Origin of the sequence: Arenibacter antarcticus (assembly GCF_041320605.1) — a bacterium.
Lineage (GTDB): Bacteria > Bacteroidota > Bacteroidia > Flavobacteriales > Flavobacteriaceae > Arenibacter > Arenibacter antarcticus.
Genome location: NZ_CP166679.1, coordinates 1337801 through 1356289, shown reverse-complemented (window position 1 = coordinate 1356289; position 18489 = coordinate 1337801). Strand labels below are relative to the sequence as shown.

Here is an 18489-nt window from a genome sequence, read left to right as displayed (position 1 = left end):
GACTCTTTAGTTTATTATTTTTACTTTTTGGCCATCCTTTACACTTCGTGCTCCTTCTTGGATTATATAATCGCCTTCAGCAATACCTGACAATACTTCTACCATACCAAATTGGGTTTTTCCGGTAGTAATGATACTCCTTTTTACTACAGATTCATTATCACCATTGGGTTCTTCTGCTAAAAAGGCGTATTGCTCCCCTTCCGCATTCTCAGAAATCATACTGGAAGGTATAAGAACTGCTTTTTCGTTGGTGTAATCGTTAATTGAAACTCTTGCCGTTAAATTGGGCTTAATATGTCCATTGGCATTGGGTACCGGAATTTCAATTTTGAAGGAGCGGTTGCTTGGGTTAATAAAATTCCCCGTTTGTCTTACATGGGTGGTTAAACTGTCTCCCAACACAGGAAAGTACACTTTAGCTTCCTTGCCTTTGACAACGCTTCCCAAATAGGTTTCTGGAACATCTACATCTATATACATTTCTGAGAGGTTCACAATTCTGAATACCTCTGAACCTGGGCCTGGCGCCACTACAGTTCCCTGATCTTTTATCACATCGTCTATTATTCCGGAGAAGGGAGCCCTAATAGTGTATTTTCCCACCTGACTTTTAATCTGGTCTACCGAATTTTTGGTGGCCTCGTAATTGGTCTTGGCCTGTAAAAACTGAATTTCCGATCCAATTTTTTGATCCCATAATCTCTTTTGGCGATCAAAAGTAGTTTCCGCCAATTTTGCCTGTGTTTCCAATTGTTGCACTTGGCTAGACATACCACCATCGTCTATGGTGGCTAAAAGCTGACCTTTGCTCACCTTCTGACCTTCTTTTACATACACTTTTTGTAATATGCCCTGCATTTCAGGATAGATCAATACATTTTGTTTGGTCCGTACATCTCCCTGTAGATCTAAATAGTGGTTAAATTTTATGGGTTTTGCGACCACTGTGGTGACCAGCGGTAGGTTTTTGGTGCCTTGAAGTGATCCTATTACGGAATCTAATTGCTGGATTTTTGTGGTAGTGGACTGTTGTTGATCGGAGAGTTCCTTCCTCTTTGACAGAAGTTCAGTAAGATTTCCTTCCGAAATAAGGTCGTCTACCGTTTTTTGTTTGTCGGCCCCACAAGAAGTTAGGATTATTCCCGTTGCCATTATGTAAATTAATCTTTTCATTAGAAGCTATTTATTGGTTGATGCTAGTATTTATAATTTATTGTTTAGGACCATTTCCAAGTCGGTCTTTTTATTGATGACCTCTACCATGGACTGTAGATATTCCTGTTGGGCATTGTACAATTGGGTTTGGGCTTGTCGCAGTTCGAAGCTGGAAGCGAGACCTTCCTCATATTTGATTTGATTTTTGTTTTCTATTCGCTCTGCAAGGTTTAAATTTTCTTTGGCGGTGTTGTATTCTTCAATGGAAAAGAGGTAGTTGCTTTTCGCTGTTTTGTATTGTAAACGAAGGTTTTGTTCTGTCTCCGAAAGTTGGGTTTTTGCTTTGTCCAAAGCAATTTTTGCCCTTTGGGTTTTCGCACTCCTGCCCAACGAGCTGAAAATGGGGATATGAAGGTCCAATCCAAACACCGAGGAATCAAACCATTCCGCATCACTACTAAGAAAATTAAAGGAATCGCTGTAGGAGGTACTTCCGTAGTTTAGGAACGCATTGAGGGTGGGAAGTGCCATGCTTTTTTGCAGCTTTAACTCCAATTCCCTTTGTTGGGTTAAATTGGTGATAATTTTAAAATCCACATTATTCTCCATTATAAAATCGGTTTCCAAAAGGTCGGGCCTTATCTGCTGCTGAGCCAAATCGTTTAGATTCTCTAATAATTGGGTAGGGGCATTAATGTCGATGCCCAAAAGTAAATTCAACATCTGTAAGGTAATATCCTTAAGGCGTAGAGAATTCTTTAATTGGTTGTTTATGGAGGATAAGGTGATTTGTAATTGTTCTACACTTTCTTCCTCACCCAAACCATTTTCATAAAGCTTTTGGGTTTCGAAAAGATTTTTTTCCAGATTTGCTTTGTTCTTATTCAATATATCCACACTTTCTGTTGCCAATAACACATTTCCATAAGCTTCCACAACCGATTTGCGTACTTCTAAATCTGTCTTTTCCTTGCTGTTCTGGCTATATTTAATAAAGGTTTTAGCAGCTTGGATACCTACTAGGTAAGAACCGTCAAATAATTGTTGCCTTAAGGTAGCGGTAGCATTGGCCGTCTGTGGCTGGCCAAAAACAATAGGGATAAATGTTCCCGGTTCTCCACCACCAAATTCGGCCGGAATTAAGGATACCTGTTGTTTAAGTTGATTTTGATAACTGATGTCTCCCGATATCTGGGGCAGTCCGGTGGCAATGGTTTCCCATTTTTGCTTTTGGGCATCTATTAAATCGCGATCGGCATTTATGGCGCTATAATTATTTTCCAAGGCAAATTCAATAGCTTGTTGCAAGGTGAAATTATAGGTTTGCTCTTGGGCATTTGCCCAAGAAACGAATAGCACTAAGAGTATTGTTAAGCTATTTCTCATACAAGTGTGTTTACAGTTTTAAAAATTGGTGATCTAGTGGTCCTTATTCGTGATTGGAATTAATAACTCCATTTAATATTTTTCTGCCTTTTGGGGTAACGATGCCCCGTAAATGATATTCAAGAAATAAATCTTTCAATTGCTCAACAGGGAAAATGGGTTGCGGAAACATTTCAGGGTCTTGAATACTGTAAATTCCAGATATATATATTCTGGATACAAAATCTATATTGATATCCTCCCGATAGATTCCCATTTCCAAGCCCCTATTTAGGTTATTGATGGTACACTTCTGCATAAGCTCACTTTGCTTGGCGTTTATATGGCGGAAAATTTTGGGATAGTATTTTTGCAATTGGTATTGGGGGGACGATTTTTCATCTTTTAAATGGAAAATCACGTATTTCTTAATGTCGTACAACTCTTCGATCGGATTTTTACCGATGGCACAAATAGTATCAATACCCTCATTTATTTTATTAAAAAGACGCGTAGTGCACTCCTGCACCAATTTCGTTTTGTTTTCGTAATGGGTGTATATTGTTTTTTTGGAAATCCCTACTTCATTGGCCAGATCATCCATTGTAACGCTTTTAAAACCTAGGTTTAAAAACATTTCCGTAGCCTTGTCTAAAATTATTTCCTTCATAAGGTCGGCAAAGATAAGCAGGAAACTCCGAAAACCAATAAAGTTTCCTAAGTTTTTTAGTGGTTCTATTCCCTTTGGTTTATGAACTTGTTATTTCCTTATGCATAGTGCCCTGTTTGGTGTATTTTTGAAAAAAAATATCAATATGCCGAAAATTGACCTTTATCGTTCCAATTTTATAGCTTATTTAGAAAGTAAAGATCAAATTAAGGAGCCTCTAAATCTTTATGGGCCAATATCCTATATATTACATCTTGGGGGAAAACGATTACGCCCCGTGCTCACTCTTATGGCGACCGATATTTTTGGAGCCGATTATAAAAAGGCGATGGATGCAGCTTTGGCCATTGAGGTGTTCCATAATTTTTCCTTGGTGCATGATGATATTATGGACGGTGCCCCACTGCGTAGAGGCAAGCAGACCGTGCATGAAAAATGGGATGTAAATACTGGAATTTTATCGGGTGATGCTATGCTGATCTATAGTTATCAGCTTTTGGAAAGCTATCCTGATGCTATGTTTAAAAAATTGATGCATTTATTTAGTAAAACTGCCTTGGAGGTATGTGAGGGGCAACAATACGATGTAGATTTTGAGAACAGGGATGATGTAAGTATTCCAGAGTACCTATTAATGATCCAATACAAGACAGCGGTGTTGGTAGGAGCGGCCATGAAGATGGGTGCAATAATCGCGGAACAACCCAAACCGGTCCAGGATGTAATCTATGATTTTGGTTTGTATTTGGGAATCGCTTTTCAATTACAGGACGATTATTTGGATGCTTTTGGCAATCCCAAGAATTTTGGCAAACAGGTGGGAGGAGATATTATGGTCAACAAAAAAACTTTCATGTACCTAAAGGCCTTGGAGTTGGGGAATGCTACCCAGATCCGGGAATTGGAACATTTGTTTTCCATAAAACCAAGGGAAGCTGCAGACAAGATTTCCACGGTTAAAGCGCTATATATAGAAACCGGTGCGGTTGCCCACACATTAAAGGAAATTGAATTTTATACTCAGAAAGCATTTGCCATTTTGGAGCAACTTCCTATAGATCAATCGAAAAAAGAACTACTAAGACAATTTGGAACCTCCCTAATGAAGCGGGAGGTTTAAGTTGTTAATTAATATGAAGAACGAAGAGGTTGTTTCAATCTGAACACTACTCTTTCTTCAAATTTGCCAAGAATTCTATAACGTCCCGTAGTTCCCTTTTGGACATTACACTTCCCATTGGGGGCATTCCAGAGGCCATATTTTGTCGCTTTTCTATTCTGGAGGCTGCAATGATCAAGGGCTCTGCATCTGAAGTTCTTAAGACCAATTTGTCTATACTTTCCGATTCCAGAATTCCTGTTACTACTTGTCCTTCCTTTAAAGTAAGGGTTACTGTACCATAGCCGGGAGCCAAACGTGTGCTGGGATGAATTAAGGACTCCAAGATTTCTTCCCTGCTTAAAATAGTGCCGATATTATCCATCGGAGGGCCTACTGTTCCACCTTGTCCGTTTACGGAATGGCATCGCACACATTGCCCTGCGGAATTATTGTTAAAATATTTATATCCTTCTCTTTGGTTTCCTCCGTTTAGTGTTTCCACATATCCGTCCAAGTCATTTCCATCGGAATTTATCTGCTTTAACTGAGCAATTAATACCTCGGATTTACTGGCTTCCACTGCTTCGGTCAAATCTAGGATTACCCCATTGGAAAGGGTATTGGCAATCGCCTGATCAATTAAGGAACTTAGGACCCTACGGGTCTTTTCAATAGGCATTTCTCCCAGTACACTTAACATTTTTTGCTGCTCGGCAATAGAGCCATTCTTAAAAATGGGAGCTACAATAGTGGGGAGTTTTTCCGAATCTATATCCAATTGGGTGATTAAGCCCAAGGCTGCGGTGCGTACTTGTCGATCTTTATCACGCATTCCTATTTCCATTACCTCTTCAATGTTATCGTATTTCAAATCCCCAAGTGTCAATAACATTTCCGCCCTTACTTTAGGAGACGCATGGGTTTTTAGGGTCTTTGCCATTTCGGAGTTATACCCAACTATTTTTAAAATGCGTATGGTTTTTGCCAATGCCGCTAGTATATCGGGATTGGTGTCGGTTAGGAATTCGGGGATATACTTTTCCAATTTTTGTCGTACTACGTTGGCGTCCCTTCTTATTTCGCCCCTATACCTCCCATCTACTCTATCTAATACGGAAGGGGAGGCCCATGTGCCGATGGTTGCCAAAGCTTCACTTCTCAATGTTGCGGATACATTTGATCTTCTTGCAAAATTAATCAAGAGATCCAGCTCTTTTTCTCCACCCACCCTAAGCGCGGCATTTATGCTTCTACGCAGCAGCGGATCGGAAGTAAATCGTTCTTCTTTTAATAGCAAGGCCAAGGCTGGGAGTGCATTTTCTATGGACCAATCGTCATTGATAGCCCTTGCAGCTTCGGTGACAATATATTCATCCTGATCCTTTAAAAATAGAGCCACATTGTGGTTCTGTAACCTTCTTAAGACCAATACTGCGGCTATGCGTAAACTAGGGTTATTGCTTTGCGCCAAATCTACCATTGGTTGTATTTCTCCAATTCTTGAAAGCGCCAGAACGGCGGCATGTCTAAGGTAAAGATCTTCATCATTATTGGCCTCCAACATAGTCAATAACGGTTTAATCGCCTTATTTTCCTGTATTCTACCCAAGGCTTGGGCGGCAAAGAACTGTACCCTAGCATTCTCATGATGAAGTAGGGGGATTAAGTGTATTCCTGCCTCTTTATATTTTAAATCCCCTAAAATTTTGGCAGTTTGAGCTATAATTTCCGCATCATTGTCCTGCAATAAAGGCATCAGTAAGGCTGCTCTACCCCTTTTATGTCTTGCCAATTGGCCTATGCCCCAGATACCATGGACCCGGGCCATTTGATTATTGTTTTGCTCTATTGCTGTTTTTAGGCCTATTAAGCCATTCTTGTCCCTGGCAACCAATTCAAATTGTGCTTTCTGTCTTATGCGCATATCGGGGTAGGACAATAACTGGGTTAGCTTACCTAAACTTTGGTCAGCGTAACTAACAGTCATTAGGCGTTCTGTCTCTCTTCTTTCGGCGGCAAGATCGTTCTTGTTTTCGGCTACGTCCAATTTCCATACCCTACCGTAGTTTTTGGTGTCCCATCCGTTGATCCAATCTGCAATATACAGCGCGCCATCGGGGGCAAATCGGATGCCGGTAGGAAGTATACCAGTTAGGATATCTTGTTCGGTATATAATTCGAAAGAGGCTCCTTTTTGTTTTAGGTCGAAGCTCCAAATATGGGATCTGCTGGGATTCCCGACAAACTCGACCAAGAAAAATTTATTCCGCCATTCCTTGCCCAAGGCCGTACCTGGATTGTAGGCCATTCCGGTAGGACCATTATGAAAGTTTGTAATTGGAGGGATAATGTACGCTGCTTGGTTTTCCCAACGTGGAACAAATAGTTTCTCATCCATCCACACGTTATAGCCATTGTTTTTTGGGTCGGTATATTTTCCATATTGCCAATTGGAACGCCATCCTGCATCCGAACCTTCCACTATATAGACCAATCTTTCGCTCTCCCCACGGTGGTCTCCGTCGTTATCAGAGCTTATGATATTACCGTACTCGTCAAACACAAATTCGTGGGTGTTACGCAATCCCGCTGCAAAAACCTCAAAATCGCTCCCATCAGGATTGGCCCTTACGATTACGCCTTGGTTGGGATATTTATGGTTGGTGCCGTTCGCTGTGGTGATATTGGCCCCTATATCGCCAATTCCCCAATATATCCTGCCATCGGGACCTTCTATGGCACCGGACATGCCGTGGCCACCAAAACCAATATGCACCCCGTAGCCATGGGAGATAGAGGTTTTTTTGTTCATTATTCCGTCCCCATTGTCATCTGTAAATCGCCACATGTCAGGGGCAATGCCCACAAATATGTCGTTCTTCCTGACTAGGAGGGCTCCGGCCACGTCGGATACCTCCTCATTAAAGTCGTTAATTATCCTAGTGGCCACATCGGCCTTGCCATTCTTGTTAAGATCTTGTAGTTTCCAAACCTCATCTTTTTGAACGGTAAGGTCGCGCCAATCGTGGATACTATCTTTATTTAGATCTTTTAGCCAATTGTTTTCTTCACTTTTAGCAGTTGCAAAGGTCTGATGTAAAAATTTCCTTCTGTCTTCCACCGTTTGTAATGCAATGGAAGGGGTCATCCATTCCCTAAACCCCCTGATGTCGAATTCTGAATTTTTTTGGCGATTGGTCCTGGTTAAGTAGATGTTTCCCTCATCATCTATGGACATGGAAACTGGGTCCGGTGCTAAAGAGTCCGATGCCCATAAGGAAATTGTTAGGCCTTCCGAAACCTGTACGGGTACATTATCCTGGATTTCCTTAAACCTGAGATCTATAGTCAGGGAGTCTTCCTTAATAATAAGTAAGGGTTCCTCTTGTAGATTTGGATCTTGTTTACACGATAAAAAGAGGGTAGCTACTAAAAATAAGGAAAGTATATTACTTTTCGAAAATTGGATTCTCATCTAAATTGTTTAATGGTGCTTAGTGGTAAATTCCCCTAATATAATGGAGATCTTTTAAAAGTAAGGATATTACAAAAATCGTTTAGATTAAGCATGTTAAATTTTGAATATTCTACGTAGCAATGCCGAAATAAATTCTTTTTTGGGGCAGGCGGCTATTATTTGAAGATCTTCCCAAAAGGAGGTCTCCTCATCCAAAAATTTAAATATGTTTTGTGGACGTTGGTTTTTAAATAGTTGTTCAAATATTAATCGGCCCTTACTATTTTCTTTATCCAAAATATCTAGAAGAAGTAGGTCATAAAACCAGAATCTGTTTTTTTTGTTAAACCTATCCAAAGGGAGGTCTTTCTTTAGAAATGGGATTAATTGTTGGACTTTTTTATAGGAATGCATAAAGGTGTAACCAGAACTGGGTTTTGCCCATCCGCCAGAAATGCCAATATGCAAAATATTGGGGCTGTTATAGGCATTAAAATTGAAACAGCTCATAGGAATATTTCCTTTTTCGTGGTTTGTTATAACATAGTTCTCACAGCCTAAATGATCTTTGATATAAGTTTTTAGGCCTTCTTCATATGCTGCAACCGACAATACTTCTTTTGAAAAGAGGGTGTATTCTATTAAAGCTTCTGTTGTTGAGGTTGGAAGTACATACATAAACCTAGTGTTTCCTTTTTGAGGAATGGAAAAATCCATAAAGGTAGCCTGATCAACATCAAATAAGGGGTGTTCTGTTTTTATAAACCAACCCAAAAAATGCTGTTGTAACACGGGATACTTCTTTTGTTCTAATAGCTTTTTGTAATCAAATACGCTGTTAAACACCTTTTTTGCATGGTATATGGTGGTAGCAGTGGTTATCTGTACGAGAGCGTTTTTATTCTGTATGTCCGTAACTGTTCCCAAGGCGAAGGAAATATTGGGATAGGTTTTTAGTCGCTTTAAATAGGTGTCGTAAAAGTCCTCCCCACGGACCATTTTATAGGCATAGGGGCTAAGGTTAAGTTGTTCCGAATAGACCTCTCCAGCAAAAAATATCCGATTCCAGCTTTTGTGGAGCACACTGTTAAAGCTGCCCTCTCCGGTTTCCCAAAAACACCAGGTGCGGTCGTTTTTTTGCTTATTGTCCTTTTCCAGTAATAAGATAGATTTCTTTGAAAAAAACACATCCCTTCCTAGCGCATCGGCAAGCATTAAGCCGGATGCACCTGCGCCAACAATGATATAATCGTAAGTGGTCATGAAAAAGTAATGTGTTGCCGTTATACTGTCACGATCAATAGAGGTGTAAGCTGTCTAAGCCCCCTTGAACTGCTCAAAAATACTAAGAACAAAACTATAATTCATGATGCCTTCTTGTTATATTTTGTTTTCTATTTCTTAATGGTATACTAGTCTCGCAGGATACCCAATAATTGATCGGCATCCAACTATTAAAAATAACGGGCTTTTGCCTTAAAATGTTTATTACTCAATACCATAGCGGGTAGTCTAAGGGGTGCATTCTTTCTACTGGCTATCAGGGGGGGGATTTCGTGTATCGGTTTTGTGCCGGTAACCGCTACTTGGTCTAAGCCCATAACATCCTCACGAAGGTAAAAGTTGATCCTTTCTTAGGTATTTGAGTTTATGGTAATAGTTTTTTCCGCAGTTTTATAGCCAGTACTTTTACAATTAAGGGGATATGAGCCCGCTGGGGCTTTTAAGATATAATAACCCCCTTCGTCTTTGGTGGTCACTATGGTGGTTCCTTGCAGTGGTATACTTGCCCAATCCTAGGCCGCATTATCGGCTATTACTTGTCTTCAATGGTTCTAGCCTATGCTAATAAGGTGATTGACAGTAGAATTAGAGCTAAATATTAAATATTATCCATTAGTTCAAAATATAATTTAGGCTTAGCTAATAATTTGTTTTAACATTAAAAAATGTATTTTTGTGTAAACATCAAATTAATGACACGGTCTGAGGAAAATTATATTAAGACGATCTTTCATATTGGTAGGCAAGGGAAGGAGGCGGTGACTACAAATTCCATCGCAGAAAAAATGGAAACCAAGCCATCTTCCGTAACGGATATGGTAAAGAAACTTTCCGAAAAGAACTTTGTGAACTACAAGCGCTATCAAGGTGTTTCCTTAACTCCTTTGGGCAATAAAATGGCTCTAGGGATAATTAGAAAGCATAGATTGTGGGAAGTGTTTTTAGTGGAAAAACTCGATTTTAGCTGGGATGAGGTACATGAAGTTGCGGAACAGTTGGAGCATATAAAAAGTGACAAACTTATTGATAGCTTGGACCAACTGCTAGAGTTTCCAAAGTTTGACCCCCATGGCGATCCTATCCCCGATAAGAATGGAGAATTTAAGGAACGCGATAGAATACTGCTGAGCGAGGTCGTAGTTGGGGTAGAAGGGGTCTGTGTTGGCGTTAGGGATTCTTCCACTAGTTTTTTGAAGTTTTTGGATAAGAATAACATCGCCTTAGGGCATCAAATAAAAGTATTGGAGATTGAAGAATTTGATGAGTCTTTAATTATTGAGATAGGAGGGTCTAAAATGCAGATTTCCCATCAAATTGCCGCTAATCTATATATTAGAATCAAGGACAAATGATAAATGATCGGATGAAGATAAAAACTAAATGGAGATTGGCTATAGGGAGACATTTTGGTATGACTTCTGTTAGTGGAATACATACGAGCGCAGTTAATGCTTGTCGATTTTTAAGGTTTAGAAAAATTGTTTTACCTATACTATTAATCTGTTTGATGGGTTGTAAGACCGATCCCAATAAAAAGGATAACGGAAAACTTAAAGTGGTTACCACTACCACCATGATTACGGACCTGCTACACCGGATAGGTGGGGATGCTATAGAAATTCAAGGACTTATGGGGAGCGGGGTAGATCCACATCTCTATAAGGCCAGTGAGGGGGATGTGAACAAATTATTTACCGCAGATATTGTTTTTTACAGCGGACTCCATTTAGAGGGGAAATTAGTAGATATTTTTGAAAAGATGGAAAAGCAACACAATAAAACTGTTGCCCTTGCCGATAAATTGGATAAGAAAGAGTTGTTGGCTTCAGAATTTTTTGCCTCTAATTATGATCCTCATATCTGGTTTAATGTAACTTTTTGGAAAAAAATTACTCAATATGTCACTGAAAAATTACAGGAGGCAGATCCCAAGAACGCAGCATTGTTTGCCAAAAACAGCAAACAATATCTTACCGAACTGGATGCTTTGGAGATCGATATAAAACGAATCATAGAAACGCTGCCAAAGGAAAAACGTATTTTAGTTACTGCGCATGACGCCTTCAACTATTTTGGGGTGGCCTACGGATTTCAGGTGTTGGGACTTCAAGGAATATCTACGGCAACGGAAGCAGGGGTACAAGATGTGCAAAAACTATCTCAATTTATTATAGACAATAAGGTAAAGTCTATTTTCATTGAAACTTCGGTACCTCGGCGAACTATAGAAGCACTACAGGCATCTGTAACTTCTAAAGGTCATGATGTAAGTATTGGGGGCAGCCTGTATTCCGATGCCTTGGGGACTAAAGGAACAGAGGAAGGTACGTATATAGGGATGTTTAGACACAATGTAAACACTATAGTAAACGCGTTAAAATAGGCTTGTAATTTGGTGGTAACAGTTGGCAGTAAAAGGACCTACAACCGATAACTAATAATATTCAAAATGTAACATGAAGGATAAAATCGCTATAAAAGTGGATGACCTTACCGTAGCCTATAATTATAAGCCGGTACTTTGGGATATAGACTTGTTGGTTCCGGAAGGTGTGCTGATGGCTATAGTTGGGCCCAATGGTGCTGGGAAATCTACTTTGATCAAGGCTATGTTGGATATTGTTAAACCTATTGCGGGTTCTATAGAGATTTTTGGGAAGCCTTATAAGAAGCAATATAAAGAGGTAGCCTATGTGCCTCAAAAGGGAAGTGTTGATTGGGATTTTCCCACTACGGCCCTAGATGTGGTACTAATGGGGACCTATGGGAGTTTGGGCTGGATAAAGCGGCCGGGAAAAACCCAAAAGAAAGAGGCCTTGGAGGCCTTGGAAAAGGTAGGAATGCTTGAGTTGAGAAATCGGCAGATCAGTCAGCTTAGCGGTGGACAACAACAGCGTATATTTTTAGCTAGGGCCTTGGTGCAAAAGGCAAGTATCTATATTATGGACGAACCATTCCAAGGGGTGGATGCCACTACCGAAAAGGCCATTGTCAATATATTAAAGGAACTGCGAAAATCTGGAAAAACGGTTGTTGTGGTTCATCACGATCTACAAACAGTGCCCGAATATTTTGATTGGGTCACTTTTTTAAACGTCAAAAAAATAGCTACAGGTTCGGTCAAGGATATTTTTAATGATGACAACCTTACTAAGACCTATGGAATTAATTATAAAGTCAGCATTTTAGAGTAATATTTTATGTCCGTACAGGAATATTTTTCATTAGTGTTTACCGATTATACCCTGCGTACTATTACCATGGGTACTGCCATTCTTGGAGTGGTTTGTGGTATGCTGGGTAGTTTTGCGGTGCTGAGAAAACAGAGCCTTTTGGGCGATGCCATTTCCCATGCCGCCCTGCCAGGTATAGTAATTGCTTTTCTTATCACCGGAGCAAAAAATAGCAATACACTTTTAGTAGGGGCGTTGATAAGTGGTCTGATCGGTACTTTCTGGATCAGGGGAATTGTTAAGAATACGCATCTTAAGTCCGACACCGCCCTAGGTTTGATCCTTTCACTTTTTTTTGGATTTGGGATGTTGTTATTGACCTTTGTCCAAAAAATGCCCAATGCCCAACAAGCGGGATTGGACAAGTATCTATTTGGTCAGGCGGCCACATTGGTAGAGAGCGATGTTATGTTAATGGCGGTGGTAATGGGAATTTCCCTGTTGGTACTGATCATTTTTTGGAAGGAATTTAAATTGCAACATTTTGATCCGGATTATAGTAAGTCCTTGGGGTTTAACACTTATTTTTTAGATGTCGTAATGACCTCCTTAATTGTATTGGCCATTGTTATTGGGTTACAAACAGTGGGTGTGGTTCTCATGAGTGCCATGTTGTTGGCCCCAGCCGCAGCGGCCCGGCAATGGACCAATAATTTGGGAATTATGATTTTTTTGGCAGCGCTTTTTGGGGCTATGTCTGGGATTTTCGGCACAGCCATCAGTGCCACCTCTAACAATCTTTCAACCGGACCGGTAATTGTATTGATCGCGGCGGCCATTGTGGTAATCTCCTTTATTTTCTCTCCTGGGAGGGGACTTTTGTTCAAGGAGATACGGCACTGGAAAAATAGAAACGACCTACAATTGCATAAGACCCTCTATTTTATGTACGAGATTGCCAAAACCCATAGGGATATTTCACATCCGCACCATGTTAGGATCCTTAATGATTTTCAGGGTTATACCAGAAATTCCCTGAAAAATTTAGAGGTTAGGGAATATATTACCATAGAGGGGGCAATGTGGTCTATGACCCAAAAGGGATATGAGAAAGCGATGAACTTATACAACCAACAAGAGAATCTCAATGACTAGCGCACAAATAGAAATACAATTGATCGCTTGTGTCGTTGCCGTTGCATGCGCTATTCCGGGAACCTTCTTGGTACTGCGAAAAATGGCAATGATCAGTGATGCCATTAGTCATTCCATATTACCTGGGATCGTTATAGGCTTTTTTCTTACGGAAGATTTAAATTCTCCTTGGTTGATTTTATTGGCCGCTTTCAGTGGAATTCTTACGGTTGTTTTAGTAGAATATATCCAAAAGACCGGTTTGGTCAAGGAAGACACGGCCATAGGTCTGGTTTTTCCTTCCCTTTTTAGTATTGGGGTAATATTAATTGCCAAAAATGCGGGGGATGTACATTTGGATGTGGATGCAGTGCTGTTGGGGGAGTTGGCGTTTGCCCCTTTTGATCGTTTGCTGATCAATGGAACAGATATGGGGCCAAAATCACTTTGGGTGATTGGGACAATTTTAGTGATTACGCTAACACTGTTATTGGCCTTTTTTAAGGAGCTAAAGATCAGCACTTTTGATAAGCAATTGGCGGCCACCCTTGGATTTTCGCCTGTAATTATGCATTATGGCCTTATGACAGTCGCTTCGGTGACCACGGTAGGGGCTTTTGATGCAGTGGGGGCAATTTTGGTGGTGGCTCTTATGATCGCTCCGGCCGCTATGGCCTATCTTTTGGTCAAGGACCTAAAGAAAATGCTGCTGTTGTCCTCAATTTTTGGGATTATCGGTGCGATATCAGGCTATTGGGTGGCCCATTGGTTAGATGCCTCTATTGCAGGTTCTATAACCACCGTTTTGGGAGTGTTGTTCTTATTAATTTACCTATTGGCACCAAATAGTGGTTTAATTTCTGTGCTATATCGACAAAAACGTCAAAAAGTGGAAGTTCATTTATTGACCTTTTTGCTGCACCTACAAAATCATACGGAAAGATCGGAACGACATATTAATCACCTAAATGAACACATTAATTGGCACAAGGTTAGGGCGCAGTCTGTCTTGGATCTTGCCTTAAAAAACAATATGATCACCATAGATGATAGTATTATTTCCCTTACGGATAAGGGAAAAACATTTACCTCCGAGGCCATCACCTATATTATCACCAACAAAAGTGCTGCAATAGAGGAAATGAAGGATAGATTCTTTTTGTTTAGGGGTTAATGGTTTTTTTTTGAGGAAATTAGCAGTTATTTTTGATTCATCTTTCTAAGTTTAATTTTGGCTTGGTTCGAAAAATATAGGACCCTAATAATTAAGAACATGGCACAGAAAAGTAAAAGAACATGGCTTTTAAATATGCTCATAGTAATTACCTTGGTAGGGGTTGCTCTGGCTTATACGGCGCATTATAAAAATTGGACCGAAATAGAGAAGGATTCCTTTCGTGTTTTTTCGGGAATCTATTATTTAAAAATTCCTTTTTCGGAAATGGATAGTGTGAAAATGGTAGACAAGATCCCCTCTATGGAACGGATCAATGGATTTTCGGTCAAGGAAATTGAGAAAGGGGTATTTAAGGCAGATAGCATCGGGCAAGCAAAAGTGTATGTGTTTGTAGACAAACTTTCCCAATCTAAAATACGGGTGGTCTACCAAGATTCCCTGAAAATGTTCTTAAACTATTCGGATAGCACAGTAACCGAATCCACCTTTAAACTTTTAGCGGAAAAAATACAACCGACCAAGAAATAGCTGAACAACGCTTGATTTAGGGGCAACAATTGGATTTCAGGTTGGCTTATCGTTTTTATAATAAATAATAATTATGGTATTATTAGCACATGTTATTGGGTCTTTATACGGTTGTTTGGCCATTGTTTTTGGCGCTTTCGGGGCACATGCTTTAAAAAAAACGCTGACCGATGAACAGTTGAAAAGTTTTGAAACGGGCATAAAATATCAAATGTACCACGCTATTCTACTGATAGTGTTGGGTTTTAACCTGAATTTGGAAGCTGGTGTAGAAAAGTATATGGTCTATTGTTTTATGCTTGGAACGTTCTTGTTTTCCTTCAGCATCTACGGTTTGGTTCTTGGGAACTCCAAAGGTCTTAAAGTAAAATTTTTAGGACCGGTGACTCCAATAGGTGGGTTGTTGTTAGTGGTAGGATGGGGATTACTGCTGTATTCCTTTGTTAAAGAATGGGTATAGGTTTAAGGATATATTTATATAGAATCCATTTATAGGACAAAACGGTAGGTTACTTTTAACAGGAAGATATTTTTTGGTTTTTCCCCATTAAAAATATTGTCTTTTAGGCCGTTGAAGAGCGGGCTTTGTGGATCCCCCGAATGAGATACATCCTGTGACCAAACTAAGAATACCTCCGAACCCGGGATATATTCCCATCGCAACACCAAATTAGATCGGAATTGAATTACGGAGAAATCGGGATTTTCGAAGGTAAAATCTGCTGTCCCATCCAAATTGGCATCTACCGAATATAGATCTTCAATACGTGTTATCTGGTTAGTTTGATAGGTCCATATTCTGCTATTGAAAGACTTAGCCAAGGGGTCCGTTACTTCCTTAAAATCGGAGTACCTGCCATTGGAGATAAAAGGTTGTCCCCAATATTGAATGGAAAGGTTAGGATTGATGGTATAATTTAATCTTAGGGACATGCTCAAGGTCTTTTGATTCACGGAACCGTTGAGATAAGTAGTCGTGTTTCCCGCATCAATATTATCTATGTATTGTAATTTATTATTAGAAGTACTGTATTCTGGAAAGGCCGAAATACGCAAGGCGTTAAATGGTTGGTAGCTAAGCCCAAATTCTATTTCGTAGGATTTGTTAGAGTTGTCCAAGGCCTTACTGCCATTATGGAATAGGGATAATTGAAGTTTCTTCCGACTGTCCGTTTCCACCCCATTGTAAAAGCTTATTTCAGGGGAGAGTCGCAACCTAGGACCGCCCCTTAAGGCAAAATTGGAATACTGCACTGGAGTGTAGTTGAATCCAATATTGGTAAACCAGTTATTTTTCCAGTTCTGCCAACTATTGGTGTTGAATTGCAGGTTGTTATGGTTACCGCCAAAGTCCCAAACGCTCCAATGGTTGTAGTTGATGCCGATTTTTCGAAAGGATTTGTCTGGTTTAAGGCTCTGATATCCAATCCAATTATAATGCCTTAGGTCATCTGCTTGCCGTTGAAATCCTACATCGTTTAATTCTAGTTCTGGAGATCTCCAAGTGAAGCCGGTCTCAAATTTCCAATGACCATTACCTACCTTTCCCAATTGAAGATTTCCTCCGGTACCGCTCATGGAGGTGCTGTTTGGATCTAGGTTTATGTGGTCTGCGCCTACTCTTTGAAACAAATGGGTGATGGATTCCTGGGTCTTCCTTATGGCCGTGGTATCTCCGCGTACGTGGCTCCAAATAATATTTCCCGCTAAGTACCAGTCGCGCTGATTCCACTGATGTTTAAAATCGAACCCTCCTGTATAGGCCGATTTGTGTAGGAAGTTGAGGTTTTGGTTGAGATCCTCCCTATTGGTAGCAGTGAAAATGCTGCCTAAATAACTATTTCGGTCATTAAAATCTTTTTGTAATCGACCTATAAAATAATTGGTCAGAGGTTCCACTATTTCCCTTCTTCGCTGGCCGTTATTGTCTATGGTCGCATATTTTCTTGCGGTGGTACTTTCCATGACTCCTATAGACCATCCGTCCTTTGTTTTACCACTGAATTTTGCCGCACCCAAGATGGCGGTATTGTTGGGTTGGTCCACAAATTCGCCCTCTTCAGTCTCAGGAAATCCCTGTGGACTTCGTCCTATCCTTCGGGAATAAAACACATTATCGAACCCAAAGGTGTTTCCGGCTTGGGATCGGGAAACCTGGTAATTGAATATATTCTTGTTTTCCACAAAAAAAGGACGTTTCTCCTCAAAAAATATCTGAAAACCATCCAATGCAATAGCTGATGGGTCCGCTTCTACCTGTCCAAAATCGGGATTTATGGTGAGGTCTAAGGTCAGGTCATTGGTAATGCCGATTTTGGCATCTAGGCCACCCGTAAATTTTTCATCCTGTCCCGTAAGAAACGGATTGCCTTGTTCCGCATCGTAAGTTTCCAATTTGCTAATGGCATAAGGCTGAATCTCCAATTGTTTCTGGGGTTCTAGATCTATCAAACCTTGCAGTAGGCCAAACTCGCTTACAAAGCCAGGAGTGTCTTGGGGAAGGCGTTGCCATACGGAACGCTCTTCCTCCCTAAAGAGTCGGCGCATTACCTGCAAACCCCAGGTTTGTTCTTTAGATTTACCAAATTTGAGTTGACTCAGAGGTATTTTCATTTCTGCGGTCCAGCCTTCTGAATCGATCTGAGTTTTCGTGTGCCAAATGGGATTCCAGCTCTCATCCTCATTGTCCCCGTTGTTAGATTCAAATATATCTGCCTTGACACCCGCTGCGGTGACCAAAAAGCCGAAAGCGGTGCGTTTATCAAAATAGCTATCGATAAAAATCGCGATCCAATCCCCCTCAAAGCCATCGCGCCTAGAAAGGCGTTTTTCTATCTTATCCGGTTCGCTGTCGTAGCAACGGATGCCTACATAGAGGAAGTTCTTGTCATATAAAATTTTAAATTTGGTCTGATGATCTGGGGCAGTGTTTTCGTCAGGCCTTTGTTCAACAAAAGCTCCTTCCCATGGTACTAGAGACCAGGTATTTTCTTCCAAGATACCATCCACAACAGGGGGAGGCATGTCCTTTATGAATTCCGTAGTGTATGTCTTTTTTATGAGGGACTTTGTTGAGTCTTGCGCATAGAATACCACATGTGAAAGCAATAATACACTTGTGGTAAGACTACTAATGTTCATGTTATTGATTTTTGATTGATATAGTAATAGACTGTGGAAATGGACAGTCGTTACAGTTGACAATCGTGTTTAAGGAAATTTTAACATTTTAAAAAAGAATCTTCGGTGCCTTGATTGTGAATTGTTTACGAGAAAGTGATCTAGGACTAAATAGCCTTTCTCAGGTTAATGTAGGCTAAAAAAGCCACCCTTTACTTGTTGTGTGGAGGTGTAGTAATTAGGTAGCCATTGGAGTGCAGCCTAAGCAATCAGGGTGATTTAAAAGCAACACTATTTTTCGATGAGTGGCCTAAGTGATGG

General features: G+C 40.3%; 15 protein-coding genes. 8 read left to right on the top strand and 7 right to left on the bottom strand.

The window, feature by feature from the left end:
* Positions 1-6: 6 nt before the first annotated feature.
* The 3 genes from KCTC52924_RS05590 to KCTC52924_RS05580 are packed head-to-tail and all read right to left on the bottom strand — an operon-like array spanning position 7 to position 3193.
* Positions 7-1176 (bottom strand): efflux RND transporter periplasmic adaptor subunit, encoded by a 1170-nt coding sequence (locus KCTC52924_RS05590; RefSeq protein WP_251807623.1) that lies wholly within the window; start codon positions 1174-1176, stop codon positions 7-9.
* A gap of 30 nt (positions 1177-1206) precedes the next feature.
* Entirely contained in the window at positions 1207-2544 is a 1338-nt protein-coding gene (locus KCTC52924_RS05585; protein ID WP_251807624.1) for a TolC family protein, read from the bottom strand.
* A gap of 43 nt (positions 2545-2587) precedes the next feature.
* The gene (locus KCTC52924_RS05580; protein WP_251807625.1) at positions 2588-3193 is read right to left on the bottom strand and encodes a TetR/AcrR family transcriptional regulator; all 606 of its coding nucleotides are present in this window, start codon (positions 3191-3193) and stop codon (positions 2588-2590) included.
* Positions 3194-3338: 145 nt separating this feature from the next.
* Between KCTC52924_RS05580 and KCTC52924_RS05575 the strand changes: the two genes are divergently transcribed.
* Positions 3339-4313 (top strand): polyprenyl synthetase family protein, encoded by a 975-nt coding sequence (locus tag KCTC52924_RS05575; RefSeq protein WP_251807626.1) that lies wholly within the window; start codon positions 3339-3341, stop codon positions 4311-4313.
* A 46-nt stretch (positions 4314-4359) separates the two neighbouring features.
* On the opposite strand, the gene KCTC52924_RS05570 is transcribed toward KCTC52924_RS05575, so the two are convergent.
* The 3 genes from KCTC52924_RS05570 to KCTC52924_RS05560 all read right to left on the bottom strand — a co-directional run bounded on the left by KCTC52924_RS05570 (position 4360) and on the right by KCTC52924_RS05560 (position 9530).
* Complete coding sequence (locus tag KCTC52924_RS05570; RefSeq protein ID WP_251807627.1) at positions 4360-7770, bottom strand: HEAT repeat domain-containing protein; 3411 nt, start codon at positions 7768-7770, stop codon at positions 4360-4362.
* A 96-nt stretch (positions 7771-7866) separates the two neighbouring features.
* Positions 7867-9015 carry a lycopene cyclase family protein gene (locus tag KCTC52924_RS05565; RefSeq protein WP_251807628.1) on the bottom strand — a complete coding sequence of 383 codons (1149 nt, stop codon included), beginning with the start codon at positions 9013-9015 and terminating at the stop codon, positions 7867-7869.
* Positions 9016-9386: 371 nt separating this feature from the next.
* On the bottom strand, positions 9387-9530 hold the full coding sequence (locus KCTC52924_RS05560) for a carboxypeptidase-like regulatory domain-containing protein (protein WP_370671542.1): 144 nt from the start codon (positions 9528-9530) through the stop codon (positions 9387-9389).
* A gap of 198 nt (positions 9531-9728) precedes the next feature.
* Between KCTC52924_RS05560 and KCTC52924_RS05555 the strand changes: the two genes are divergently transcribed.
* The 7 genes from KCTC52924_RS05555 (at position 9729) to KCTC52924_RS05525 (ending at position 15508) form a co-directional block, all read left to right on the top strand.
* Positions 9729-10388 (top strand): metal-dependent transcriptional regulator, encoded by a 660-nt coding sequence (locus tag KCTC52924_RS05555; protein ID WP_251807629.1) that lies wholly within the window; start codon positions 9729-9731, stop codon positions 10386-10388.
* 155 nt (positions 10389-10543) lie between these two features.
* On the top strand, positions 10544-11419 hold the full coding sequence (locus tag KCTC52924_RS05550; RefSeq protein WP_251807669.1) for a metal ABC transporter solute-binding protein, Zn/Mn family: 876 nt from the start codon (positions 10544-10546) through the stop codon (positions 11417-11419).
* A 73-nt stretch (positions 11420-11492) separates the two neighbouring features.
* Complete coding sequence (locus KCTC52924_RS05545) at positions 11493-12230, top strand: metal ABC transporter ATP-binding protein (protein WP_251807630.1); 738 nt, start codon at positions 11493-11495, stop codon at positions 12228-12230.
* A 6-nt stretch (positions 12231-12236) separates the two neighbouring features.
* Positions 12237-13364, top strand: a complete 1128-nt coding sequence (locus KCTC52924_RS05540) for a metal ABC transporter permease (protein ID WP_251807631.1) — start codon at positions 12237-12239, stop codon at positions 13362-13364.
* Positions 13357-14517: a metal ABC transporter permease gene (locus KCTC52924_RS05535; protein ID WP_251807632.1), complete on the top strand. Its 1161-nt coding sequence runs from the start codon at positions 13357-13359 to the stop codon at positions 14515-14517. Before KCTC52924_RS05540 ends, KCTC52924_RS05535 begins: the two co-directional genes overlap by 8 nt.
* Before the next feature lie 99 nt (positions 14518-14616).
* Complete coding sequence (locus tag KCTC52924_RS05530) at positions 14617-15048, top strand: PH domain-containing protein (RefSeq protein WP_251807633.1); 432 nt, start codon at positions 14617-14619, stop codon at positions 15046-15048.
* A gap of 73 nt (positions 15049-15121) precedes the next feature.
* A complete protein-coding gene (locus tag KCTC52924_RS05525) occupies positions 15122-15508 on the top strand; it encodes a DUF423 domain-containing protein (RefSeq protein ID WP_251807634.1) in 387 nt (128 codons plus the stop codon).
* A 29-nt stretch (positions 15509-15537) separates the two neighbouring features.
* On the opposite strand, the gene KCTC52924_RS05520 is transcribed toward KCTC52924_RS05525, so the two are convergent.
* A complete protein-coding gene (locus tag KCTC52924_RS05520; protein WP_251807635.1) occupies positions 15538-18189 on the bottom strand; it encodes a DUF5916 domain-containing protein in 2652 nt (883 codons plus the stop codon).
* Positions 18190-18489 lie beyond the last annotated feature (300 nt).